General features: G+C 45.7%; 11 protein-coding genes and 1 tRNA gene. 6 read left to right on the forward strand and 6 right to left on the reverse strand.

Annotated elements, in window-relative coordinates:
* Positions 1-189: 189 nt before the first annotated feature.
* The 4 genes from FJZ26_00005 to FJZ26_00020 form a co-directional block, all read right to left on the reverse strand.
* Positions 190-519, reverse strand: coding sequence for a hypothetical protein (locus tag FJZ26_00005; protein MBM3228795.1), 330 nt, complete (start codon positions 517-519; stop codon positions 190-192).
* Positions 520-583: 64 nt separating this feature from the next.
* Entirely contained in the window at positions 584-1,381 is a 798-nt protein-coding gene (locus FJZ26_00010) for a hypothetical protein (protein MBM3228796.1), read from the reverse strand.
* Positions 1,382-1,442: 61 nt separating this feature from the next.
* The gene (locus tag FJZ26_00015; GenBank protein MBM3228797.1) at positions 1,443-3,998 is read right to left on the reverse strand and encodes a hypothetical protein; all 2,556 of its coding nucleotides are present in this window, start codon (positions 3,996-3,998) and stop codon (positions 1,443-1,445) included.
* Between the two features lie 40 nt (positions 3,999-4,038).
* Positions 4,039-17,637: a hypothetical protein gene (locus tag FJZ26_00020; protein ID MBM3228798.1), complete on the reverse strand. Its 13,599-nt coding sequence runs from the start codon at positions 17,635-17,637 to the stop codon at positions 4,039-4,041.
* A gap of 569 nt (positions 17,638-18,206) precedes the next feature.
* Between FJZ26_00020 and FJZ26_00025 the strand changes: the two genes are divergently transcribed.
* The gene (locus FJZ26_00025) at positions 18,207-18,848 is read left to right on the forward strand and encodes a CTP-dependent riboflavin kinase (protein ID MBM3228799.1); all 642 of its coding nucleotides are present in this window, start codon (positions 18,207-18,209) and stop codon (positions 18,846-18,848) included.
* Between the two features lie 27 nt (positions 18,849-18,875).
* On the opposite strand, the gene FJZ26_00030 is transcribed toward FJZ26_00025, so the two are convergent.
* A complete protein-coding gene (locus FJZ26_00030) occupies positions 18,876-19,079 on the reverse strand; it encodes a hypothetical protein (protein ID MBM3228800.1) in 204 nt (67 codons plus the stop codon).
* 99 nt (positions 19,080-19,178) lie between these two features.
* Between FJZ26_00030 and FJZ26_00035 the strand changes: the two genes are divergently transcribed.
* Positions 19,179-19,736: a tetratricopeptide repeat protein gene (locus FJZ26_00035; protein MBM3228801.1), complete on the forward strand. Its 558-nt coding sequence runs from the start codon at positions 19,179-19,181 to the stop codon at positions 19,734-19,736.
* 66 nt (positions 19,737-19,802) lie between these two features.
* Positions 19,803-22,136, forward strand: a complete 2,334-nt coding sequence (locus FJZ26_00040; GenBank protein ID MBM3228802.1) for a hypothetical protein — start codon at positions 19,803-19,805, stop codon at positions 22,134-22,136.
* 166 nt (positions 22,137-22,302) lie between these two features.
* Here the strand turns inward: FJZ26_00040 and FJZ26_00045 are convergent.
* Positions 22,303-22,373: transfer RNA gene (locus FJZ26_00045), tRNA-Cys, on the reverse strand.
* A gap of 95 nt (positions 22,374-22,468) precedes the next feature.
* On the opposite strand from FJZ26_00045, the gene FJZ26_00050 reads away from it, so the two are divergent.
* From FJZ26_00050 to FJZ26_00060, 3 genes are all read left to right on the forward strand, one after another.
* Positions 22,469-23,527 (forward strand): CBS domain-containing protein, encoded by a 1,059-nt coding sequence (locus tag FJZ26_00050; protein ID MBM3228803.1) that lies wholly within the window; start codon positions 22,469-22,471, stop codon positions 23,525-23,527.
* Between the two features lie 65 nt (positions 23,528-23,592).
* Entirely contained in the window at positions 23,593-24,048 is a 456-nt protein-coding gene (locus FJZ26_00055) for a hypothetical protein (GenBank protein ID MBM3228804.1), read from the forward strand.
* Between the two features lie 30 nt (positions 24,049-24,078).
* On the forward strand, positions 24,079-24,628 hold a 550-nt coding region (locus tag FJZ26_00060), incomplete at its 3' end, for a hypothetical protein (protein MBM3228805.1).

Genomic DNA, 24,628 nt, shown 5'->3' on the forward strand with positions numbered 1-24,628 from the left:
TGTTTTTACAGTGGCTCAGAAGCTACTCCGTCAATCACAAGGGTTTTAAGGCCTTCATCCTGGGACGGTATCGTCACAGCCGTTTATGATTACCCAAAAAGAGTTTAATAATTAGCATCAATTAGCAACCACGCTTTTTGCAGCCCGAGCAGAGAGAGAAAGCAGCCACAAATTATTGGACTGCCAAAATTAGCCTATCGGAAGAAGCATCCTTTTTGCAACATGCTTGCCCAGGACATTGGAATATTGTTTTCTGACAATTCTTACAAAATCAGCAGCTGTTTTTGTTGGTAGTTTTGAGACATCAAGGCCGGCAAAAGGGATTCTTCCAAGCCTTGCCTGGCCTTTTTTTGAGAGTGGTTTTGTAAAATTCCTTGCCCCCTTGACTTTCTTCATTTCCTGCCTGACAACATCCATATAGGTTTGCCCTATAACCCCGGCCCGTTTTTCCTCCTCGCTTATAAGGGGAGAGAAGGGAGAACAGCTAAATAAGCTTGTTTTTTTATTTGTGTCATTCATATCCGCACCAAGAATTGCTTAGTTTGATGCACTGCATTGGAGTTCCATTTGGATTAGTATAGTCCTAGTATATTACCAAAACCGGCTCAGTGTATCTTCTTATCGCGTGGTCAACAGCCCTTTTCTTAATCATCAAAGTTAGGTTCTGCTTTGCCTCTTCAAGGTCGACTTCAGTCAGCCAGCCCAATGGAACATTGAGCCGGATAATCCTGTCTGGTATTGTGTGCCTTGTGGACTTTGGCGGCAGCGGCAGCTTTTCCTTTGCCCTGCCCACAATCTCCGCTTTTGAGAATATTTTCCTGTAAAGTACGGTTTTGCCTGAATTTAGTGCATCAGCTGCCTTTGTATCCTCTATGTAGGTTATTTCCGGCTCCTTGTCAATTTTTTTTAGCAAGTCCTGCTGCTCGTGGACAATTGTTGCAAGGGAGTTGTCAGAAGACTCATAAAGGCAGCATTTTTTCTTTCCATTGATTTCTACAACCGCCATGAAAAAAGCTTCTTTATTCTCAAGTGCAAGCAGGCCTGCATCCAGGTCCACAAGGTCGCACTTTAGCGCCCCCAGCTTTTCAGGAAAGGAATTTAGAGTGGGAAACCAGCTGCCAACGCCTATTGCTGTGCTTTTGTAGTCGACTACCTGGCAGGCCGCATTTATGCAGTGGAGGGAACGTAGAACCGAAAGCCTGTGGTTGCCGTCAAGGACTACGTGGTTTTCCTTGTCAACTATCAGCGGGTCAACAAGCCTTCCTATGTTGAGCATTGCCTCCCTGAGCCGAACCTCGTTTTTAGGTATTGTCTGCTCGTGTCCAAGAAGGACATCAAGGCCCAAAATGTCAAGATTGTCAAGTATGTCGTCAACAAGCATTAAACCACGAAAAAATTTCCCCTGAAAAGCTTAAATTATCTAGCATTTGGCGAATTCCAGTCTATTTCGGCTTTTTTTGCCTGCCAGCGGTGTTCGTATCCTTGACAAAGTGCAGGACCAGAATCTCGATAAACGCAATAAGCGTCCCTGCATAGGGCGTCACAAAAAGGCCTATGAGGGTTGGAAGCACGGCTAGGATAACAGGATAGCTGCCTGGAATAGATGACGCTGAGCTGAAAGCAACATATGAGATTAGAAAGAGGATTGCCCAGCTGACAGAATCTGCAGCGGAAGTGGGCTGGAAAAGGGTTTTGCCTGCATTGGAAAATGCATTTGAGACCGTCTCCAGCCTAAGATAAGTTGAGAGAGGGACGTCAAAAAGCCCCTGGGTTGGAGCCTGCTCTGAGAGCACGCAGGTGTTTTTGCTTCCGCAAAAACCTGCACAACAGCCACTTGATGAGACACACGAGCCACCAAGAGGGGTGCACAGAGGAGCCGGAATGCTTGCGCAAAAACCAGCTTCAGAACATATATTGGAACAGCAGTCTGAATTTTTGGAACACTCAAATCCAGGGCTTTTGCAAACCGAAACGTTTTTTGGCCCGCAAGCCGAAAAGTCAAGATTCTGCTCGTAGGTCCTGTAGCCCTGCAAATAGACCCGCATTTGATACCGATTTTCCTTTGGCACAAAAGACCAGATGCCCCTCGAGACTGGCTGTGGGTAGATTGTTTGCGCTATTGACCCTGTCCCGACCTTGAATATCCTGACTTTTGCATCAACATTTTGGCCATTTGATGAGTCCACAACACTAACCCTGGCCTCGGAATTAATACAAAGCGGCTCTACTGTAACTGAAAAGTCGGAAAGGACTGCGCCGCCGTCTCCGGATTCTTGCAAAACATCCTCATCACCCAAATCCAAACCCGAATCATTGGTGGCGTTGAGCAGGTCGGTATCCTTTGGCGTGGGCTGATAGGCTTGCTCAGATTCGGTATAGTTGGCAAGTGGGAACAGGTCAGTGTTGTTGGCCTGGAGAGAGTATGCTGAATTGCAAATGCCATACCCTTCAGAATCTGGACAGGTCTGCGAAAAGCCCGTGCCAGAAGGGTTTGCCCAGAAGTTTCCCGATATGTAGGGGCCACCCATGATATTGGTGCCAGAAGACACTGAAGTGCTCCACGAATTTGAGAAATTGACTGTGATGTTGAAATTTGCAGTATTGTTGAAAAGGTTGTTGTAGAACGTATTGTTGGAGGAAAAATTGACCCTTGCACCGTTTATCAGATTACCGAGGAATTTGCTTGATTTTATTATGTTCGCAGTTGAATTAAGAAGAAGGATGCCATAGAGATTTTCATTCGAATTGAAATCGGTAAACAAGGAATTGCTTGTGAACAGGACAAAAATCCCATTATTATAATGAGTGCTTGAGCCAGAAACGGTTATTGAATTGAAATTTGACCTGCTTGCGTTACAGGCAACAAGCGAAGAAAGTGATATTGAAGAAACGTTTGTCGGGTAGAAATAATAGCCGATAAGCCTGTTTGAAGAGCCTTTGACGTTTGTCAGGTTATTTGCACATTCGGCGTCAGAACTTGCTGATACCTGGAGGTCATTGACCTGGTTTTCAGAAAAGGTGGAATCCGATATGTTATTCAAAAGCGAGGATGAGAGCCAAAGGCCAAATGCTTGATTAGACGTGGAGTTTGTATTGGAGACAGAAGTCTCAGTCACGTTTGAAAAGTAAATTCCCGAGGAGACACTTGAGCTGACGGAAATACCGGAAAAGTTGTTTTTAGAAGAGGAGGCGACATGCAGTCCGTCATAAAAATCGCGTAATTTGCAGTTCTTAATAGTGATGTTGTTAACCCCCACGGCCCTGAACCCGGCCGAATTTTCAATGTCATCACCGTCAATTGTGTTGCCAAGGCAGTTTATGCTGACGTTTGACGATCGGATTTGGAAGCAGGTTCCTGACTGGTAATCGGTAATGTTTGAGGTTATGTTGTAAGTCCCCTGCATTGTTATGTCAGTGCAGTTTGTCATGTTTGAATCCGTCCAATTTGCAGTGTAGTTGAAAACAAGCGACACGTTTGCCGAGAGCGGGTCGGAACACAAAGTCGAATTTGCTGCAAACGAAATTGTTGACAGCTTTTGAAGGTTAGAGGTATTGTTGAAAAATCCGGCCGGGACAAAATAGGCCGCGCTTACAGAAACCGAATCATTGTCATCAGTATAGTTGAGTGGGCTGCAAAGGGAGAGGGGGGTTGAGGAGCTGTTTGGCAGAGTGTTGAGACCGGATGGCATCCCCGCGCATGATGCGTTGGGGGAAGAAAATGTTGTTATAAAAGTGGGCTCATCACCAGTGTTTGTCAGGGAGCTTGCATTGACTGAGAGTGGGGTGTTGCCATTGTTGCGGATGCTGAAGGCAAAATTATAATAAGAGCCTGAAGTGGTGTTGGGGACATAAAAATACGCCTGGGATGCTGAAATGGCGCAGAGCCTGTTTATGGAGACTCCGACCTCGCCACTTTGGCTCTGGTTGACTGCAAAGGAAGCAGACAAAAGAAGCTGGATGGCAAAAAGGAACATGGCTGAGATTTTGAAGCAACGCATCGAATCACGGAGTTTAGGTTTCGCACTTGGGGCAATGCAGCTAGATTGGTGAGGAGACAAAAGTCAAGTATGCACTGCTTTCCTGGGCAGGCGAATCTGTGTCTATTTTCACCTTTACTGTTATCTCCAAGGTATCGGATTCGTCCCTGAATTGCAGTGAGGGGCAAAGCTCTACAGCCTTTGCAGAAAGGTTGCTGAACCCCGCAAGGCTGCCAAAGCATGAGCCTGGTTTGTAGCTTTGGGCTGAAATCTGGAACAGGGGATTTGAGCCTCCTATGAATTCCCCTGCGTCCTTGTCAGAATAAACGCCAAGTGCTATATTTTGTATGCCATCATTTCTCAACATGAATTTGAACTCTTTTTCCTCGCCTGGGCGTATGTCCTGGAACGACAAGTTTACCTGCGCACTTGTGTCCGAGGAAATTGTTATGAAATTGACTCCGGCCGAGTCACCCGAGGGAATGCTTAGAGGCAGGTAGTCAATGTGAGCCTGCACGCTTTGTGAGCCTGGCGAGAAGTTGCCAGAAACATTATATTGCTGGTCACAGATGCCATCCGGCTGGGAGTCATAGCAAAGCTGCGAGAAGTCTACGCCAGTTGGTGAGGCCCATGCATTCCCTCCGCTATAGCTTCCGCCGACTATGCTTATTGCAGGGAATTTTGCCCTGTTCCAGCTAATATTTGACGAGTCCTGGACAAAGGCATTTCTAGCATTATTGAAAAGATTATTGTAGATTTTAGAGCCATGAACTCCAGTAAGATTAATGCCATAAAGCTTGCTTGAAAGGATTTTAGTCCCAGTTATAGAACTTCCACTTGACTGCGAGATTTTCAGGCCAGTCCCAAAGTTGCTGATTGTGCAGCCCGAGAGCCTGAAGTTATCGGCATCCTGCACATTAACCCCGATTGAGGACGATTGGTTTGTTCCTGAAATTGTGTTGCCTTCGCAGGTAATATCGACATTGTTTGCAAGCACATTGATGCATTTGCCTGAACCGGCTACGTCTGCAGCCACAAGATATGCCCCCGACTTTGTTATTTGCATGCATTCGGTGATTCGATTTATGCCTGCCAGTGGCAGCATATCAATGTTGTTATTAGAGTTTACTTTATACCCCGTATCACAGATTGAGTCGTCATTTGCATCGGCGCAAAGCTGTGAAAAGCCGTCGGCCCCTTCTTTGGCCCAGTAATTGCCACCTAGATTGCTTCCGCCAATTATGTTTGCTCCTGGTATTTTTGTCGTGTTCCAGATATTCTTTTGGTTTGCCTGCACCTCAACATTGACTGCGTTGCTGAAATAGTTGTTGAAGAATGTGTTTTTTACAGCCGAGTAGAGATAAAATCCATAGTCGTTGTTTTTAACAATGGAGTTGGTGAGTGTGTTGTCATGAGCCCCATTGACCATGTAAAGGCCGTACTTGTTGTAATCAAGAGTCAGGTTTGCAAGCTCGTTGTACCCCCCGTCAATGCTCACGCCCCTGGAGTTGGAGGTGAATTTGGAGCCAATAACTGTCGCATAGCTTGAGCCTTTGGACAACTCAAGGCCGATGAGATTGTCGGAGCTGTCAACATTTGCAAAAGTTGAGTAATTGGAGTAATACGCAAAAATGCCGTTATTCTCAAGTGTGTCAGACCCGGACACCGTGACATTCTCCACAAACGAGCTGACTGCATTGCAAAAAACTATTTGCGATGCCACGTCATTGTAAAGGTAACCCGGCTTGCCGCCTGCGTAGAGGATTTGACGCTCGCCAGAGCCAGTCGAGTTCTCGATAGTGTTTGCACAATCTGATGGGGAAGAGGGCTGGACAAGAAGGTCGTAGTACCTGTTTTCCCTTGAGGCAAGGGCATCGACCACGTTTCCACCTGACGAGATAAGGGAAAGGCCGGTATTTGTATTGGAATTTGTCGTGACATTGATAAGCCTGTTTGAGTGGGAGTTCTCAATATGCACGCCGTCGTAGAAGTCGGTGACAACGCAATTTTTAATCGTGGTGTTGTTATAGCCGATGACTGATATGCCGTATGTGCCACCGCCGTCTAGGCCATCAATCGTCCTTCCAAGGCAATCAAGAGTCACAAAATTTGCAAGCACTTTCATGCAAGTCACTGGGTAGCCGCTGATGCTTCCCGTGAGGGTATAAACGCCGGATTCGGTCATGTTGTCGCACGACCCTGGCAGTGAGGCGCTAACGCCAAGAGGATAGAAATCCTTATTCGACGAGTCAAGGGCAAGCGGGCTGTCGCAGATTGAATTGTTGTCATAATCCTCGCATATTTCAGAAAAGCCCGAGCCAAGCGGGTCTGCCCAGAAATTCCCGCCGATTTTTCTTCCGGCAACTATGTTTGTGCTTGTCCCAGGATTGGTATTCCAAACATTTGAGTAGCCTGAAGGGTTGTTGTAATTTTCATAGTTGCGGATATAGTTATTATAGAATGTGTTTCCAGATGCCAGGTTCAGGTAAATGCCAGTTTCTGTGCTGTTTGCAATTGTGTTGTTAGTGACAAGCCCGCCGCTTGTTGTGGATAGATACAGGCCATAGCCAAGGTTTCTTAGGGTGCAGTTTTTGACAACTGTGTTGTTGTACCTGTTTATGTGTATCCCTATTGTGTCTGAGTTTAAGCCCCCATCAATGCTTTGGCCCTGGCAATCGACAGTGACATTCTGTGCAATGACATTTAGGCAGGTTCCTGATGCCACATTCAGGCCTGAGGCAAGTGTGTAAAGGGCGTTTGCAGTCGAGAGGTTAGAGCAAGAGACTGTAGGTGTGCTTATCTTGATTGGGCTGGAATTCAGTGTTGACCTGCTTGAATTGTAAATCGCAGTAACCTGCAAAATCCAGACTTGACCTGATACCAAGTCCCCCATGGTCGCTATTACAGTATCCGCATTGGACTGAGCATTCGGATAGGAGCCTGCCTCGACAGCTGCACCGTTAAGATACCACGTGTAGCTGTAATTAAACAGGAACGACGAGGATGGATTGAGAGGGGCAACTGCCTTTGCATGCCCGTAGAGCACCGAGTCTGGCATGAAAACAGTCCCGTTTGAAGTGTTGAGTATTGATGCAATTGTGACATTTATGTTGATGGAGTACACCGTAAGCTGGCTTGAATTGACAGGCGTGCCGTTGTAAGTTCCATCAAAAGGCGTAATCTGGCACAGCAAGGCATCATTTTCAGTGAATGAAGAGTTGGAGATGCTTGAGTTGTTGAAGGCTGTGGCAGCCCCATTTTTGAACCAAAGGTAGTAAAACGAAATGTTGGAGCCTTCGTAGTCATAGGCAGATGTGTTTATGCATGTTATGTTCTTTGTATTTGTATAGGCAACAGAAGGCACGAGGGTTGGCACACCAGTAACAGGTGGGGCGTTTGTTACTTGCACGGTTGAAGAGTTATACTTTGAGCTGTTTGTCGTTGAATAGACAGTAATATTGATTGAGTCAACAAGCGCCTGCGCGTAGTCATGGGAGACTGCAGATATCGCCACGCCGAAATTGCCCGAATTTATGCCGCTTGGGGTGAAGTTGAGGTTCCAAAGGTCGTATGAGCCGCCGTAATAAATCGCAGCCGGGGACGAGGGCCAGCTCTCTGATGACCCTTTGTTTGAGCCTGACACTGTGCCCAAGCGAATAAGCTTAACAGAGTCGTCAAACAATGCCTGTGCAACGCCCTCACCAGTTGTTTTTGCAACAGAGACCAAGACGCCTGTGACATTAGACCAGGGAGCAAGGCTGAAGCTGAAGTTTGTTGCCGCAAGGCTTGTGCTTCGTTCTGAGTCAAGGGTTACTGAAGCATATGACGAATCAGCATGCTGGGCATTGGCAGGGTTTGACCATGCAATTGACGAAGATGAGATGTTTGAGAGATTTCTTGCAGCCTTTGTGTCTGCGGACAGGTCAATTGCCATGATTTGGCAGGTTATGTTGTCGCTTAGGTTGAATGAGCTGTTTGTAATGAACTGAGCAGTGACCCCTGTTGAGTTGCCGTTTCTGTACCAGAGATAAATGAAGCTGACATTGTCCCCATCAGCATCGCTTGTGGACCCGTTTAGGCAGTAGACGGCGCTTGTGTTCTTTGTTATTGTTGTTGGACTAAGAGCCGGGCTGGATGTGGTTGGCGGGGTATTCCAGATTATGGCTGTTGTTGAGTTCTTTGGTGATGTTGAATAGAGATTGTTGACTGCAACAACTTCAAGCACCCAGCGTTGGTTTTTGGATAGCACTCCTGACAAGTTTGCAATGTTTGCCATGCCTTCCGTTGCCCCTATGAAGTTGCCCGTTGAATTCACGGCCCCGTCAACATACCATGAATAAGTGTAGTTGAATGATGAGTTGCCCGAATAACTTGAATTGGCAAAGCCATAAATCGTGTAATTATTGAAATAGACGGTCCCGTTTTCCGAAGCATTGGTCGAGTTGTAAAGGAATACTGAAACTATTGTCGGCTCCTGGACGCCCACTGTGACATGCGTTGAATTTGCAGGTGTGCCGTTTTCAGTGCCGTCAAAGGGAGTGATTTGGCAGATAAGGATATCGTTTGCAGTGAAAGACGAATTTGAAAGGCTGCTTGATGTGTTTCCAGTGCTTGCGTTATTCTTGTACCATAAGTAATAGAACGAGACTGTGTCCCAGTCCGCATCAAGCGTTGTGCCGTTGTTGCACGTGACAATTGAAGTGTTGGTATTGACTGCAGTAGGCGACAGCGTTGGCGCTGAAGTTGTCGGCCTGCTATTTGAAATTGACACGGAACTGGAATTTGCCGCACTTGAGTTCCCACTTGATGAGACGGCCGTAATCTCAAGTGTCCAGTTCTGGCCCTTTGACAGGTTGTCACTTGTAATGTTGGCGATGTTAGATGAGATGCCGGATGCCGCACCTGCAAAAACACCAGACAGATTCAGGACACCATTAACAAACCACCTATATGAGAAATTGAAGCTGCTGGAAGCATGGGATGCGTTTGCAAAACCGAATAAGGTTGAAGTCGCATAGAAAACTGTGCCGTTTTCCGAAAGATTTGACGAGTTAATTATAGTGATTGAATTGATTGTCGGGGCAGGGAACAGGATTGTCAGGGAAGTTGAATTGGAGGAAGACCCGTTGGCTGCGCCGTCTGAGGGGGTGATTTGGCACAGGACTGAATCGCCAGCGCCAAACGAAGAATTGGAGATGTTGCTTGAAGTGATGCCTGTTGAGGAGCCATTTATGAACCACAGGTAAAAGAAGGAAATAGAATCGCCGTCATTGTCAGCAGAGGTAGAGTTGTTGCAGCTGACATTTGCAGTGTTTGTATAGACAATACTTGGAGAAACTGTAGGCAATGAAGTGTTAGGAGGTGAATTCGATATGTTAATTGAAGTCGAATTAACCGCACTCGAATTCCCACTTGAGGAGACGGCCGTAATCTCAAGTGTCCAGTTCTGGCCCTTTGACAGGTTGTCACTTGTAATGTTGGCGATGTTGTACTCGACACCAGAGCTTGCGCCATCAAATGTTCCGGATAAGTTCAGCTCGCCATTCTTGAACCATTTGTAGGAGTAATTGAAAGAACCTCCCCCAAATGTCGCATTGGCAAGGCCAAAGAGGGTTGATATCTTGTAGAATTGGGTGCCATTAGTGCTGTTTATAATGCGAACAGACGGACTCGAGGGCGGGGTGGCCGTTATGGTGGTTTGAGACGAATTGACAGGAGTGCCGTTGTCAAAACCGTCGGAGGGAGTTATTTGGCATGTAATATTGTCGTTTGCAACATAAGACGAATTAGTGATGTAGCTTGTGGCAACGCCGGTTGCTGCACCGTTTTTGAACCAAAGATAGGAGAAGGAGACTGAATCGCCGTCTTCATCAGATGCTGAGCTGTTTGAACATGTGATATTGGAAGTATTTGTATATGCAACAGTCGGGCTCAAAGCTGGAGTTGAGGTGTTGGGGGGCAAATTTGAAATTGTGATTACAGAGGAGTTGTTGGAAGTCGAGTTCCCACTTGAGGAGACGGCCGTAATCTCAAGTGTCCAGTTCTGGCCCTTTGACAGGTTGCCACTTGTTATGTTGGCTATGTTGGTTTCAGTTGCCGAGCTTGCACCAACGTAGGTTCCGGTAAGGTTGAGAGCCCCGTTTTTGAACCATTTGTAGGAGTAGTTGAAAGAGCCGCCGCCAAATGTCGCATTGGCAAGGCCAAAGAGGGTTGATATCTTGTAGAATTGGGTGCCGTTGCCGGCCGATGCGCTTGAGTTGAATATTCTTGAGTAAAGAATGTCTGGAGAGGAGATTAGGATGGTAAGTTGCGAGGAGTTCCTTGAAGTTCCATTTGAAGTGCCGTCAAAGGGCGTGATTTGGCAGACAAGAACGTCAGAGGCGCCGTATGACAAGCTTGTTATTGCCTGCGTTGTTAGCCCAGTTGAAGTGCCGTTTTTGAACCATAGGTAATAGAATGATGTGGTATCTGAGTCAATGTCCGACGTAGTGGAATTTTCACAGGAAACGTTATCCGTGTTTGCATAGGCGATAGAAGGATTGAAAGTCGGGTTTGAAGTGATTGGAAGTGAGTTGGATATTGAGATGGTTGAAGAGTTGTTGGAAGTCGAATTCCCACTTGAGGAGACGGCCGTAATCTCAAGTGTCCAGTTCTGGCCCTTGGACAGGTTGCCACTTGTTATGTTGGCGATGTTGTATTCGACACCAGAGCTTGCGCCATCAAATGTTCCGGATAAGTTCAGCTCGCCATTCTTGAACCATTTGTAGGAGTAGTTGAAGGGGACGGCTTCAGAGGTTGCATTTGCAAGGCCAAAAAGCGTGGAGTTTTTGTAAAATGTGGTGCCGCCAGTTGAGGACAAGGAAGTATTTCTGATTCTTGAGTGTATGACAGTAGGCACTGCCCCGCTTAAGGATATTGTTAAGGAAGAGGAATTTGCTGGTGCGCCGATTTCATTCTCGTCCCGGTTATATGGGGTGATTTGACAGGTTATGTTGTCATAGGTTGTGAAAGAGGAATTGGTTATGTATTCAGTTGTGATGCCAGTGGAAACGTTGTTCTTGAACCACAAGTAGTAAAACTGTATATCGTCCCCATCAATATCCGAGGATGAGCCATTGACGCAAGTGATGTTTGGCGTGAACCTCAAGGCGTTTGCCGGCGACAGGGTTGGAGTGGAAGTAGTCGGGGGCGTGTTTGAAATGTTGATTTGAGTTGAATTGAGAGGAGAGGAGTTGCCAGATGCTGACATGCCGGTTATCTCCAGCCTCCAAGTTTGGCCCTTTGACAGGTTGCCACTTGTTATGTTGGCGATGTTGTACTCGACACCAGAGCTTGCGCCGGCAAATGTTCCGGATAAATTCAGCGCGCCGTTCTTGAACCATTTGTAGGAGTAGTTGAAAGGTGTGAGGCCAGAGGTGCCGTTTGCAAAGCCAACAAGCGTGGAGGCCTTGTAGAAAAGAGTGCCGTTTGTCAAGTTCCGAATTGTTGAGTTAAGAACTGTTGGCAGGCTGAATTCGGTAGTCAAAGGCAGAGAGTCGGTGTTTGAAGCCTCAATTGTGTATGTCGAATCGCAAATGCTGTCCCAGGGATTTGTATCAGAGCACGTCTGCGAAAAGCCAGTGCCAGAGGGGTTTGCCCAGAAGTTGCCGCCCAAGTATGAACCGTTCATTATGTTTTTCCCTGAGACTTTGGTCCTGTTCCATATGTTTACGGGAATTGTTATTTCAACTGGAGTGGGAAGAGTATAATATACGGTAATGTTTACGTGGTCGATTGAGGCTGTGGACGAGATGGTCGTTGGGTTGACTGCAGAGATTGCAACACCAAAGCCAGCATGATTAATGTCTGCAGCGCTCCAAGTTGCCCCCCAGGTATTTCTTGGCCCCCCGTAGGACGAGTAAGCCAATGTAGTGCCCCAGACTCCGCCTGCCGCATATTCTGTTGCAAGAAAATTGGTGCGGTTGATGATTCTTATTGAATTGTCAGAAACGGTGCCAGCTACGGAAGCGGCTTTTCTTATTGTCACCAATATGCCGTCAATCCTTGCATTTGTTGGGATGCTAAAGCCAAAGGATTGCGCGGTAAGATAGCGGGAAGTTGTTTCGCAGCCTTTTTGGAAATACGCAGTAGCTTTTATTGCTGGCGATGCGCCGCCTCCAATTAATTCGCACAAAGATGCAGTCGCGCTAGTGCCATCAGAAGACTGGGCATTTGTGGGGCTTTGCCAAGACATTGTCCCAACAGCAAAGTCATTGCTAAATGCCCCCCCATTCCGTGGCCCCGATAACATACTTAGCATTGCAGCGGCAAAATTATTGGTGTTGTTGAAGATGTTGTTGTAAATCCGGTTGCTTGTAGAGTTGTTTAGGAAAATGCCTGCAAAACTGTTGCTTGCAACAGTGCTGTTTGTCAGGTTGTTGAAGCTTGAATCGAGGGTGAATGAAATCCCGAGTCCGTAGGGCGTGTTGCTGGAAGAAGTCAGGTTGGAAAGGGTGTTCTTGTTAGAATATTCCAGATAAATGCCAGCAACATAGCTTCCGGTGGTATTGGTGCCAAAAATGCGGCTTGAAGAAGTGTTATTGAAAAGAATCCCGTATGTGCTTGAATATACGGTTGAGTTAATTATTGTGATATTAGTTGAAGCGGTTCTGGCTCTTATGCCAATCGGGTATTCAGAAATGATGCAATTTCGAATTGTAATGTTTTTCTTGGTTGTAATTGAAACGCCAACTGCTGCTGCCGATGAGGCTGCCGCGTCAATTGTTTTGCCATTGCAATTTAGCTCGGTATAGTTGCTTGAAAACACAAAGCAGTTCGCATTGCTGTTGTTTGCAATGTTCTGGGTAAGAGAATAATATGCAGATCCGACAAGGTTTGCATTGCAAGTAGTCAATATTTTTGTGTCCGAAAGCGGCAAGTAGTCTATGCTTATGGGGTCTGAAATTGTATAGTTGAAGTCGCAAATACCGTTGTCATTATCGGCGCATGCCGAGCGATTTTGGGAAAAACCCGTCCCATTTGGGCTTGCCCAGAAGTTGCCGCCAATCATTGAGCCTCCAATCGCGTTTGTTCCGCTTCTAAGTGTAACGTTCCAATAGTTTGTGGAGCTGGAAAGGGTGAAAAAAACATTTGCAGAGTTGTTGAGAATGTTGTCATAGATCAGGTTATTTGTAGTCTGAGTTCCTTCCTCGTCTTCAAAATTGATGCCGGCTATGGTGCTGTTTGAAATGTTGTTTTTAGATATGTTGTTGGACTGGCTAGCATAAACGTAAAGACCTGAGTGGGAGCTTGAAGCAAGAGTCGTGTTTTCGATTTTGTTGAAATGCGCCTTGGTTAAATAAAGGCCAAAAACATTGAGGATGAAATTTGTCCTGTTGACAAGATTGTAGTTTGAGGAGTCAATGAACAGGCCTGCAGAGTTTGAAGTAAAGTTGGAATTTATTATCTGGTTGGAGTTTGAAAGGAACATGAGAAGCCCATACAAGTCGTTTGAATCCAGATTCAATTCGGAAAAGTTGTTTGAGGAAGATGCAGAGGAATATATTCCATAGGGGTTTGAGGATGCAAAGGACCTTGTAAGCGTGTTGTTTGCAGAACCTATAAGATAGACACCTGAGTCCAAATTTGAGGAGGCATTGATGCCCGATAGGAGATTGCCACTGGAGTAGTTCAGGTAAACCCCATATGTGCTGGAAACTGAAGTGATGTTGGAGATGGTGTTGTTCCTAGACCGTTCCAAAATAAGCCCGAAATCAAATCCTGAAACCGTGCAGTTGCCGATAACCGTATTGTTATAACCGGAAACATTTATTCCTGAAGTGTTTGCAAGCGAATTGCCTGAAATCCTAAAGCCAAGGCAGTTGAGTCTTGCGTTGTTAGACTTTATTGAAATACAGGTTGAGTTTGCAATTGAAATGTTTGAACTTAGGGAATATGTAATTGGGTTTGTGAGGTTGGTACATGAGCCTAGGTAGATTGCACTTGAAAGCGGGAGAGAGTCAATGTTGAAGCCCTTATTGCTTGTAAGATTGTAAGCTGAATCACAAATGCCATCTGCCGGGGATATGTCGGCACAAGTGTCAGAATATCCGGTTCCTGAAGGTGTTCCCCAATAGTTTCCGCCAAGGAAAGGGCCGTTCCTGAAGTTCAGTTTGCCTGCCTTTGTTATGTTCCATATGGTGCTGTTTTGCAGGTCAGTTATGTTGAAGTTGACAGTGTTGTTGAAGTAATTATTGGAGAATGCATTTTTTTGCGATGTTGGCACGTTTGAGATGTTTAGGCCAACTGCGCTGCTGCCAAGCAGGGTGAGAATGGTGAAGCGATTTGAACCAGAAAGGTCAATCCGGATGCCGTTTCCGTTGTTGAGAAGAGTTGCCTCAGAAAAGTTAGCAGAATATGAGGAATTGAGGAGGATACCGTATGTGTTTGAGTTTAGGACTAGGTTTGTAAAGTTGCTGACATTGGATGTGTGCAGGTAAACTGCGTAGGCGACGCTTGAATTGGAAGTCAGGTTGGAAACATATGTCCTGTTGGACTGGTTTATGAGAAGCCCAATGGAATTGAGGTTTGAAGTAAGATTGGAAACTGAGTTGTTGGATGAGGCGAGGACATAAAATCCTATTGCCCTTGAATTGTTTGTCGTATTTATGTATGTAAACTGGTTGTTTGAAGAGGCATTGACAAAAATGCCAAAGTTTGAATTGTTCTTGGCGATTACATTTGAAACCGATACATAGGTTGACGAGGTGACTACAAGGCCGGAATAGGAGTTGTTTGTAAAGTTGCTGTTGGTGATTATGGCACCAGACACGCCGCTTAGCCTTATGCCCTGGTTAAGCCCCCGTATGTCACAGTCCCTTATTTGCACGTTGCTCCCATTTACGCTAATGCCGATTGTCCCCGACTGGCTCGTCCCGTTGATTGACTTACCGGTGCAGCGTATTTCAACCTGGTTTGCCGTGACATTGATGCACGTTGACGAGGCAACCTGCAAGGCCGCGTTAATCGTATAAATGCCAGGATAAGAGAGGTTTGAGCAGGAAGAAATTACTGAATTTGCGCTTGCCAAAGGAAGGTAGTCGGTATTGTTGAGGGTGCCTGTTGTAATGTTATATGTTGAATCGCAGATATTGTCCACATTGGTATCTGTACAAGTTGACGTATTTTCGGAAAACCCAAAGCCCGAAGGGTTTGCCCAGAAATTGCCTCCAATTGCAAAGCCGCCCACAATGTTGCGCTTGTCTGTAGCATTGAAAGTTGTGTTCCACCGGTTGTTGTTTGGAAGATTGAAAAAGATTGCATTGTTTGTGTTATTCAGGAAATTGTTGAAAAAAGTGTTGTTGGCAGATGCGGTGAGGTTGATGCCGGAAAGGTTGTTGTTTGTAATCGAGAGATTGGAGATTGAGTTGTTGTATGAGAAGTTTAGGAATAGACCGCTTTTTGCATTTCCATCAAGGCTGCCTACAGATATTGTACTGTTGTGCGAGTTGTTGAAAAACAGGCCAAATTGGGTGTTGTTCCTAAGTGTCAGATTGGAAAGCGTGTTGTTGTATGAATACGTGTAGAAAACACCTGAGTCAAAATTGTAAACCTCGCATCTTTGAATTGTTGTGAAATTGCTCCGGTTTATGAAAAGGCCGTAAGTGTTTGCAGCCCCGCTTCCGTTGATTGCAAAATTATTGCAGTCAAATGTTATATTGCTTGAAAGAACCCTGATGCAGGTTGCAGAAGGAGAGGAAATGTTGTTCATTAGAAGATAGGAGCCTGGCTCTGTTATGTTGATACAGGAATAAACAAAATTGATGCCAGAAAGTGGGAGGGCATCATCGTTTACAGTGCCATTGATTGTATAATTAGTCGAGCACAACCCATCTTTGTCAGAATCGTCACAAACCTGTGAAAATCCGGTTTTTGCAGGATTTGCCCAGAAATTGCCGCCAGTGTAAGGGCCTGCTCTTATGTTTGTTGCCAAAGTCATGCTTGTGTTCCAGGAGTTTGCCGATGAATTGAGGACATAGACGTTTTTTGTATTGTTGAAAATGTTGTTGTAAAATAGGTTGCCTGTTGAAGAGCCAAGGCTAATGCCAAGTTTGCTGTTATTTGATACAATAGAGTTGTAGATTGTAGAGCTGTCACTGTTAGAATAAGTTATACCATATGTATTGTTGTTAATGCTAGAATTGTAAATTTTTACACTATCAGCATTTGAAATTGCAAGTCCAGTAGAGAAATTCAGCACTTTGCAATTTCTAACTATGCTTTGGGACGAGCCAATTGATATTCCAGTTCCTGTTCCGCTTCCCCTAATTGAGTAGCCTTTGCAATCAAGCTGGATGTTTTGGTCCTGAATCAGAGTGAGACAGGAGCCAGAAGATGTCAAATTCTGTGTAAGTTTATAAGTGCTTTGAGAGGTAACAGTGGTAGGACAGGAAGTAATTGGTGTTGAGAATGAAAGTGGGAGAGAATCACCTGCAGCTAGCTCATTTGAACTGTCAAAATCCTGAATGTATGGAACAGGACAGAACGACGATGGATCATCGTCTATAAATCCATTTTCATCATTGTCAGTACAGTTTTGGGAAAACCCATTGCCCAGAGGAGCAACCCACGCATTGCCTCCAAGAACTGGACCGCCAACAATGTTTGTTCCCGAGGTGTTTGAGGCATTTAGATTAACATACAGGCGTGAATTGCACGGATAGCGAATCGAGTTTGAGGCATTGAGGATGTTGTTGTAGATTGAGATATTGTGATAAATTTGATAGGAGCAGGAAGTATAATAGAAATTGATAAGCTCGTTGTCTTTGTCTGTCGAAGTCAGTGTGCTGTTAGTTATGACGTCGTTGTAAAAGTGTGCCAATCCTTCAAAATTAATAACTCCTTGGGCTATGGCGCCAGTTCTAGAAGTGACATTTGCAATGACATTGTTTGAGGCCCCATCTGCAAAAGTTATTGGCTTGCAGGCAGCACTACACGAAAAATTGCCAAGATAGATTTTTGTATTGTTTGAAACTACTTTGATTCCAGTGCCAGAACCTGGAGCTATATTGAAGTTGGAGACAAGCACGTTTGAGCTATCTTCGACTTTAATGGCAGCCACAGCAACAGTTGAGTCGCTTTTAAAGCCAGAGATATTTACATTTGAGGATTTGTCTATGTGAATGCCAGTTGGCAAACCAGCCGCGTTTGAGACAGTTGTGTTGTTAATTCTTATATTGGTGCTTCCTGCATGAATTTCAAAACCTGATGATTGAAAATCACCGTGGATTACACAATTTCTTATTGTAATGTTGTTGCGGCCAGTGATGTTGAATGCGTATTTGTCATATGAGGTTGCATACGAACTAATAGAATGGCCAGAGCAGTCAAAATCAACATTGTCTTGGCCAAACTGGAAGCAACCAGTCCACGTACTGCCAGCCTGAGAATCACTAAAGACAATGTCTTGAGAAAGTGTGAAATCTCCAGTACCAAGGGATTGTACGCAAACTGATAGAGAAGTTGAATAAGCCGACCCAATCAAGAAAAATACCAGGAGAATAAAAAGGCAAATGACGCGTGAAACTGCTGCCATAGAACTAGTTGCAGAAAATATAGAGCGCTGACCTGCAAGATAAGAAGTAAGCTGATGAAGGACAGACCCACTTTTTTTGACTAACATTAGCACATATATGGACAGAGACCTATTTATATATATTTCTGGTTGGGAACGAGGTAAAGTTAATTGTCACACGATGCGATGAACCCAGCACTGAAGTGCGGGGCATTACTGCGCCCTGTACCCACGACTGAAGACTATTGGCATGGTCGCGTCGTGTAGTCACAAGGTACGACCAAGACTAAACTTTGGGCCAAACCGAGCTTGAGAATGCCGGTGCACACTGGAACCACTAGTCACAGGTCAACAGCTGCACCTTGTGAAAGACCACAGACTAAATCCATGGTTTGCCTACATTGACTGGCTTAAGATGAAAAGTTGTATGCCTCGGTGCGCGCCTCCTTTGCATGAGTGCGAAAGACTTGCAAGCACCACGTTCTTTCGATGAGTAATATTTGAAACAGGTGTTGTGTTGATGCCTCAGACGCTGTTGACCTCATCACATTTTACAGTGGTTGTTCACATCATCACAGGCAAAAATAGTTTCGCGGGATAGGTTTTTATTATGTTCAAGCAAAAAGCCAATATAACCCAGTTATAGAAAAGCATGGAAAAAGGAAAGGTGTGAGGGCATGTTTGACGAGCTTTTGATTTTGCTTTTGAAAAAAAGGGCGCACTTGGAGCCTGTGAGGCTTACCACAAAGGAAATAGCAACAGAGCTTGGTGTGTCCCAGCAGACAGCCTCCAGGATGTTGCTGCAGCTTGAGAGCCAGGGCTTTGTAAAAAGGAGCTCAAGCAACATAAGTGTGAGCACAGACGCCTACAACAGGGCAAGAAAGGAATTCCTCTCATTGCAAAAAGTTTTTGACTCCGAGCTTGAATTCGAATTTTCCGGAAAAGTGGTAAGCGGCCTTGGGGAGGGGGCAAGGTATATTGGCATGCCAGAATATGCAAAAAGAATAAAGGAAAGGGTTGGGTTCAGGCCCTATGCAGGCACACTAAACGTTCGCATAACGCCAGATGAGATTGAAAAGCGGCTTAGGCTAAAGTCAAAACCAGGGGTTGAGGTTGGCGGTTTTGAGAAAGGCGGCAAGACATATGGAAAACTGCTCTGCTACAGGTGCAGGATTGGGAATATAGGGGGGGCGCTTGTTTTCCCTGCGCGCTCAACACACGGGTTAAACACACTTGAGGTTATAGCGCCAGTTGATTTGAGAAAAAGATTCGGGCTAAACGACGGCGACTGGATTGAATTTAGGGTATTGCTTGGCTAGAAAGTTGCATTGGATATTTCCTACCCCCTATATGGCTATTGCCTTGAAAAAAGCCCTGGCAAACGACTCATCTGCTTTCCCGGGGAGATGGACTGGAAGAGTCTCGTTTGGGGATAACCCCCAGGACGCCACTTTTCCAGAGCCGGATTTCATTGAGTCGAACTCTTCGGAAGGTTTCCCAAGTATCGGTTTTGATGCCGGTATGCTGGATGGTGCTTGCGCGCTTGCCATACTTTAGGTATATTGAGCAATAGGTATATATTTGTTGCAGAAAAAATAAGTGCGGGGAAATGATACATGTATTGAAAATAACGCAGGTTGAGTGGTTGTATGAGCGATGAGCTTGAGGATTCACTTGTTGCAAAAAACGAGGAAGAAATAGAGGAAAAAAAGCTTGTGGAGGCACAAAGCACGGCACAGGATTTGGTTGATGTCGCGCCGGCTGATGCACTTGCCTGGTTTGTGAAAGGAAAGACGCTTTACCTTGAGGGGAATTTTGAGGAGGCGCTGTCCTGCCTGGCGCAGGCCGCATCCCTTGACAAGCAGCAGCCTGCGATATGGCACTTGATGGGCTTGACGCTGCTGCCATTAAACAGGGTTGGAGAGGCTCTGGATGCCCTACAATATGCATCGGCTGCGCTTCCAAATAACAGCGATATTAAAGTGGCGCTTGGCGTGGCATGTCTTCTTTCAGGAAAACTTGAAGAGGCCCGGGTGAATTTTGACCAGGCATATAAAGCCGACCCGCAAAAAACAAGTGTTGTTGCCAACGAACTTTACGACACATACATTTCAAGAAGCAACGCCGTGGAAGGCTCGACAAAGGCTTTGCTTGAGCGCATGCTTGAGACGCGCAAAGTAGCGGCGATAAACGGATATGAGGTATAGAAAAGCAATTTTGAAAAAAATTAAATAAGAAAACTGAATAAGTTATTAGAAACGTGGGTGGTTCGAATGGGAAATAAAAGGATAATTACGCTATGTATGTTGGCTATTATTTCAATTGTCATGGGTTTCGCAAGCGCCCAGGTTCCGGATATAAATATTAATCTTTTAAACCCGCAAGAAGGAGCTGCATTCACAACATCAGATGTGACTATTTCATATGGTGGGTACGGCCCCGGGCAGCAGGGGACTTGCGAGCTTTATGTCAACAACCAGCTTAAAAATTCAACCCCGCTATTTGTGAATGCAGACTATTTGGCAACATATGGCAATGGGGGTTATTCATGGTATGTGAAGTGTTCAAATGCAACGGGTGCTGCCAAAACAAGCGAGTCTAGAACTTTTAGCGTTAACGCCCCGGTTCCTTCATTGGAGGTGGTATTGACAAGCCCGGCAAACAACACAGAGATTGTTTCTCCATTCGTGGAATTGGAGTACAGCGTTTCGTCTGACAGCACCCAGGCAGTTAAATGCGGAGTGTATTTAAACGGGGCATGGATTGCGACTTCATATGGAAAAGGAAGCAAATCGGCATATTTGAGCAATCAGCAAAACGGCAATTACACATGGTATGTTTCATGCAATGTAAGCACCGTAACTAAAACAAGCGAAACTAGGGTCTTTTCGCTCAAGCCTCAGACTGCCGACCCCATTTCAATCACGCTTAACAATCCGGCAAACAATCGTGTTTTCAACATAACAAACGTTAGTTTTATGTACAACGTAGGAACGGCAGCTGGAAACCTAAATTGCAAACTCTACATAGATGGGGAGGTTGCTGATTCAAAAACTGCCCATGGAACCACATTCTTCAGCAAAGAAATGCAAAATGGGATTTATTCCTGGTATGTCTATTGTGCAAATGCAAACGGCACAAATGCAACTTCAGAAACAAGGGAGTTCAGGGTGAATGTTCCTGTCCAGAACATACCAAGCTTGACAGTTGTGCAAATGAGCCCCTTAAATGGTGCCGTACTGCCAGGAGGATGGTTGTATTATTCATACAATGTGTCAACGAACTCCACGGCATCACCAGTATGCAATACTTACCTTGATGGAGTTGTTGTAGCAACTGAGACAGGAGCAGGCGTGAAAAGTTTTAGGACAGAAAAGTACTTCACTCCTGGGAACTACAATTGGAAAGTCAGCTGTGCTGCAGGCATTGCAAATGCAACAACCGATACATGGGCATTCACAATTCAATCTAGTGAGCCTACCACCCCTGCTCCTTTGAACATCATGCTGACAAGCCCGCAAAACAACACGGCTTTTGCCTCAACACCAGTTAACCTAGGGTATTACGTACCGGGCGGGGCAAGTGCAAACTGCGAAGTGTATTTGAATGGCCAGGTAGTTGATTCCAGGCTTGTGACAAGCACATACACGCATTCAGCAATAGTACAGACCGGAGAGTATGAGTGGTATGTCAAGTGCACTGGAGTTGGGACAGCAGGAAACGGAACAAGTGGCAAATATAGATTTACAGTTAGTTTGCCCCAGCCGCCAACACCACAAGTGACTGTGTCTATTGACAACCCAGAAGATGGATATGTCAGCAGTTTGGCGAATGTCACTTTGATGTACAGGGCATTTACCACAAACCCAGGGCAAATGCAAGTCAGCTGCGCCGTCTATGTCAATGATGCCATAAAGGACACGCGCCTGACCCAGGGAACGACCTTTTTCACATCAGAGTATGCAAATGGAAACTATGATTGGTATGTCAAATGTACGGACGACACAGGCGCAACCAATATGACACAAGTGAGGAGTTTTGTTGTGAGTGCGCCTGCAAGCAAATCCCCCCCGGCCCCAATAAGTGACGGCGGCATTCTGGGTGGAATTATGGATTTCATCGGGAGCATTTTCTCAGGTGTCGCAAACTTCATAGGAGGGATTTTCTCTTCGGGAAAACCTGCCGACCCGATTACCGCCGCCACAAATTCCGAATTTTATTCGCAAAGCGAGCTTGCCGATGATGCCGATGCTTCAGTGTTTGGCAAATACATTGCAAAATACACGCCGGAGAAACTAAACGAGAATGAAAACGTGAAAAAATACGTGTCAAAGCTTTCAGGCAAAGGCTACAAGTCGGCGCAGGTGATGGTAATGAAAGGGGAAAGGACCTGGTTTTCCGCATATGCGACCTTTGACGGGGAAGAGATGCTTTCGTTTGGACAGGTTTATGAAAACAGAAATGCGGGCGTCAAGGCAGTAATAGCCAAGGATGATGCAGTGAAACTATTGAATGCGCAAGACATGCAGCCGTTCATTGATGCCTACATAAACGGCAAAATAAAAGCAACACCGTCAGGGCTTCTTGAGAGCCTGGTGCTAGGGTAAAGTATCAGTTGGCAACAGCATGCAAAATTTTCTGGCTTTAGCCACGTTTCTTCTTTTCAGCATTTTAACTTAGTTAGATGTTTCGTGTGGCGAAAAGAGAGTTGACGGCTGGAAGTTTGTCCAAGACCATTATTGCATTTATCGCATGGCAAAATTAAAAATGATTAGTCGGGTGAGGGAGTTGAACCCCCCTCTCCCCGTCTGCAGCGGGGCGCATAGCCGATCTGCCAACCCGACAAATATATCCTTTCTGCGAATTTACGACGTAACAGTTAATAAAGGGAAAACAGGCTTTAATACTTTCCTATTCAATTGATAGACAGGTGGTGCCAGTGGATATTAAGGAGCCTAGCATAGTTGATTTTAACGATACCGTTTCCAAGGCTTTTTCTAAAATTGTCAAATCAGGCTTATCAGTAATTGTGACTAAGGAAGGAAAGTATTACGGCTTGATTGATGATAGGGACATTAGGCAAAATGCCATTGATGCCGGAAAAACCAAATGCGGCACGATTGCCATGCGGGCGCCAACGCTTGACACAAAAAGCGGCGTTGAGGACATGTGCAAGGCCTTCTTTGCAGGAAGGTTCAAGTCATTGGCGGTGCTTGAAAAGGGCAAGGTGGCCGGGGCTTTCACAAGGTCTGACCTGATACATCTGATACTTGAGGCGCGCATGCTTGAAAAAAACAGGGTTGAAAATGTGATGAGTGCGCCTGCAGTATGCATTGACTCAAAGGCCACAATAGCAAATGCCAAGGCCCTGATGAAAAAGCACAATGTCAGGAGGCTGATTGTCACCGAAAACAGCAGGTTGGCAGGCATAATTTCTACGTTTGACATGGTGCAGCCCAAGCTTGCACCAAAACAGTCGCCGCTTGGGGCCAACAAGGCAAACGTTGACCTGCAGCAAGTCGGCTCCCACATGCGGGAGGAAACCGTGACTATTGAGCCGGAAAAACCCACATCCGACGCAGCAAAGCTCATGGTCCAGCACAATGTCTCGGCAGTGATTGTTTCAGACGGCCTGACACCACTTGGAATATTGACTGCAAGGGACCTGTTTGAGACTGTAATGAAAACCGAGGAGAAGGATGTAATATATATTTCCGGACTGGACCAGCAGGACAGGGAAAGCTACGATGCAATCCATGACGAGGCAAAAAAAATACTTGGCAAGATGCAAAAAAGCCTGCAGACCCAGTCCCTGTCCATACATGTAAAAAGGGAGGGCAGGAGATATAGCATCAGGGCAAGGCTGCAGACTGCTCATGCAGGCATAATTTCAGCTTCTGCGCAGGAGTGGGATATTTTTTCGGCCATGAAGGCAGTCCTCAATGAGATAAAAAGGATGGCTGCAAGGAAAAAGCCAAGCCCGCTGCACCACTCTTGAAGAAAGATGGAACGCAGGATGTGTTATTGCAGTTATTTTTTGGTTTTAGCCCGGGTGTGAAGGAGATGCAAGGGGGCATTTTAATGAGAACAGGCAAACGTTGGCGCAAAGGCCAGGTCTCAATTGAGCTAATGGTAATCATAGGGTTTGTGGTGCTGCTTCTCATGCCTGTCCTGTTCTCGCTTTATTACAGGACAAACCAGGCAAACGAGCAGCTGTCACTTGCCCAGGCAGATTTGGTTGCAACGCGGCTGGCAAGCACCATTGATGTTGTTGGGACAACGCTTGGCTCAAGCATCATTACAGAGGCCATAATTCCCAATGGAGTCAAGTCAATTAAGATTGAGAAAAACGAGGTAAACATAAAAATAGGCACCTATGTGGGCGACACGGAAGTTGTAAAGCACACGAGATTCGAGGCTGATGCCAGTTGCAGCGACATATCGAAAATGAAGTCGGCCGGCACTTACATGGTTGAAGTCAGATCATCTGACAACGGCATCTGCGTTAAGCTTGTTTAGGCTATTGGGAACAAGGAGCGGATGTTAACTATGGCACAAGATGTAATACCTGCCAGCGCCACAAATGAAAAGCTGCTGGATGAATGCGCAAAGCCGCAAGAAGCAGCTAAAAGCGCTGCTGCAGGCAAATCCCTTGACAGGGTATTCATCCTTCTTTTTGTTGCGGCAATTGCCATAGCAGCTTATGCATACTTTGAAGGCCAGTCAACACCAGGGTTTACGCCGCCCATTAAGCTTGGCGATGCGCCCATGCATATCCACCCCCGCCTTTTCGTTTATATAGATGGGGAAAAAATCCAATTTCCGGCAAATGTTGGGCGAGGAGCTGAAGGTGGATTGCAATTACAAGGCGAGTATCCAGTGCACACCCATGGCGAGGATTACCTGAATGGCACTGTGCATGTTGAATCGGCAGACACACGGCCATTCACGCTTGGGCACTTTTTCCAGATTTGGGGCAAGAAATTCAACAAGGATTGCATCATGGATTACTGCAGCGGGTGGGGAAAAAAGCTTTCAATGAGGGTCAACGGACTTCCCAACTACGAGTTTGACAGGCACGTGTTAAAAGACGGAGAAC

It is taken from the genome of Candidatus Parvarchaeota archaeon (assembly GCA_016866895.1).
GTDB lineage: Archaea > Micrarchaeota > Micrarchaeia > Anstonellales > VGKX01 > VGKX01.

Excerpts from the sequence above, each read along its gene's own strand:
- FJZ26_00005 (MBM3228795.1), bottom strand. The coding sequence starts at position 519 with ATGAATGACACAAATAAAAAAACAAGCTTATTTAGCTGTTCTCCCTTC.
- FJZ26_00010 (MBM3228796.1), bottom strand. The coding sequence starts at position 1,381 with ATGCTTGTTGACGACATACTTGACAATCTTGACATTTTGGGCCTTGAT.
- FJZ26_00015 (MBM3228797.1), bottom strand. The coding sequence starts at position 3,998 with ATGCGTTGCTTCAAAATCTCAGCCATGTTCCTTTTTGCCATCCAGCTT.
- FJZ26_00020 (MBM3228798.1), bottom strand. The coding sequence starts at position 17,637 with ATGTTAGTCAAAAAAAGTGGGTCTGTCCTTCATCAGCTTACTTCTTAT.
- FJZ26_00025 (MBM3228799.1), top strand. The coding sequence starts at position 18,207 with ATGTTTGACGAGCTTTTGATTTTGCTTTTGAAAAAAAGGGCGCACTTG.
- FJZ26_00030 (MBM3228800.1), bottom strand. The coding sequence starts at position 19,079 with ATGGCAAGCGCGCAAGCACCATCCAGCATACCGGCATCAAAACCGATA.
- FJZ26_00035 (MBM3228801.1), top strand. The coding sequence starts at position 19,179 with ATGAGCGATGAGCTTGAGGATTCACTTGTTGCAAAAAACGAGGAAGAA.
- FJZ26_00040 (MBM3228802.1), top strand. The coding sequence starts at position 19,803 with ATGGGAAATAAAAGGATAATTACGCTATGTATGTTGGCTATTATTTCA.
- FJZ26_00055 (MBM3228804.1), top strand. The coding sequence starts at position 23,593 with ATGCAAGGGGGCATTTTAATGAGAACAGGCAAACGTTGGCGCAAAGGC.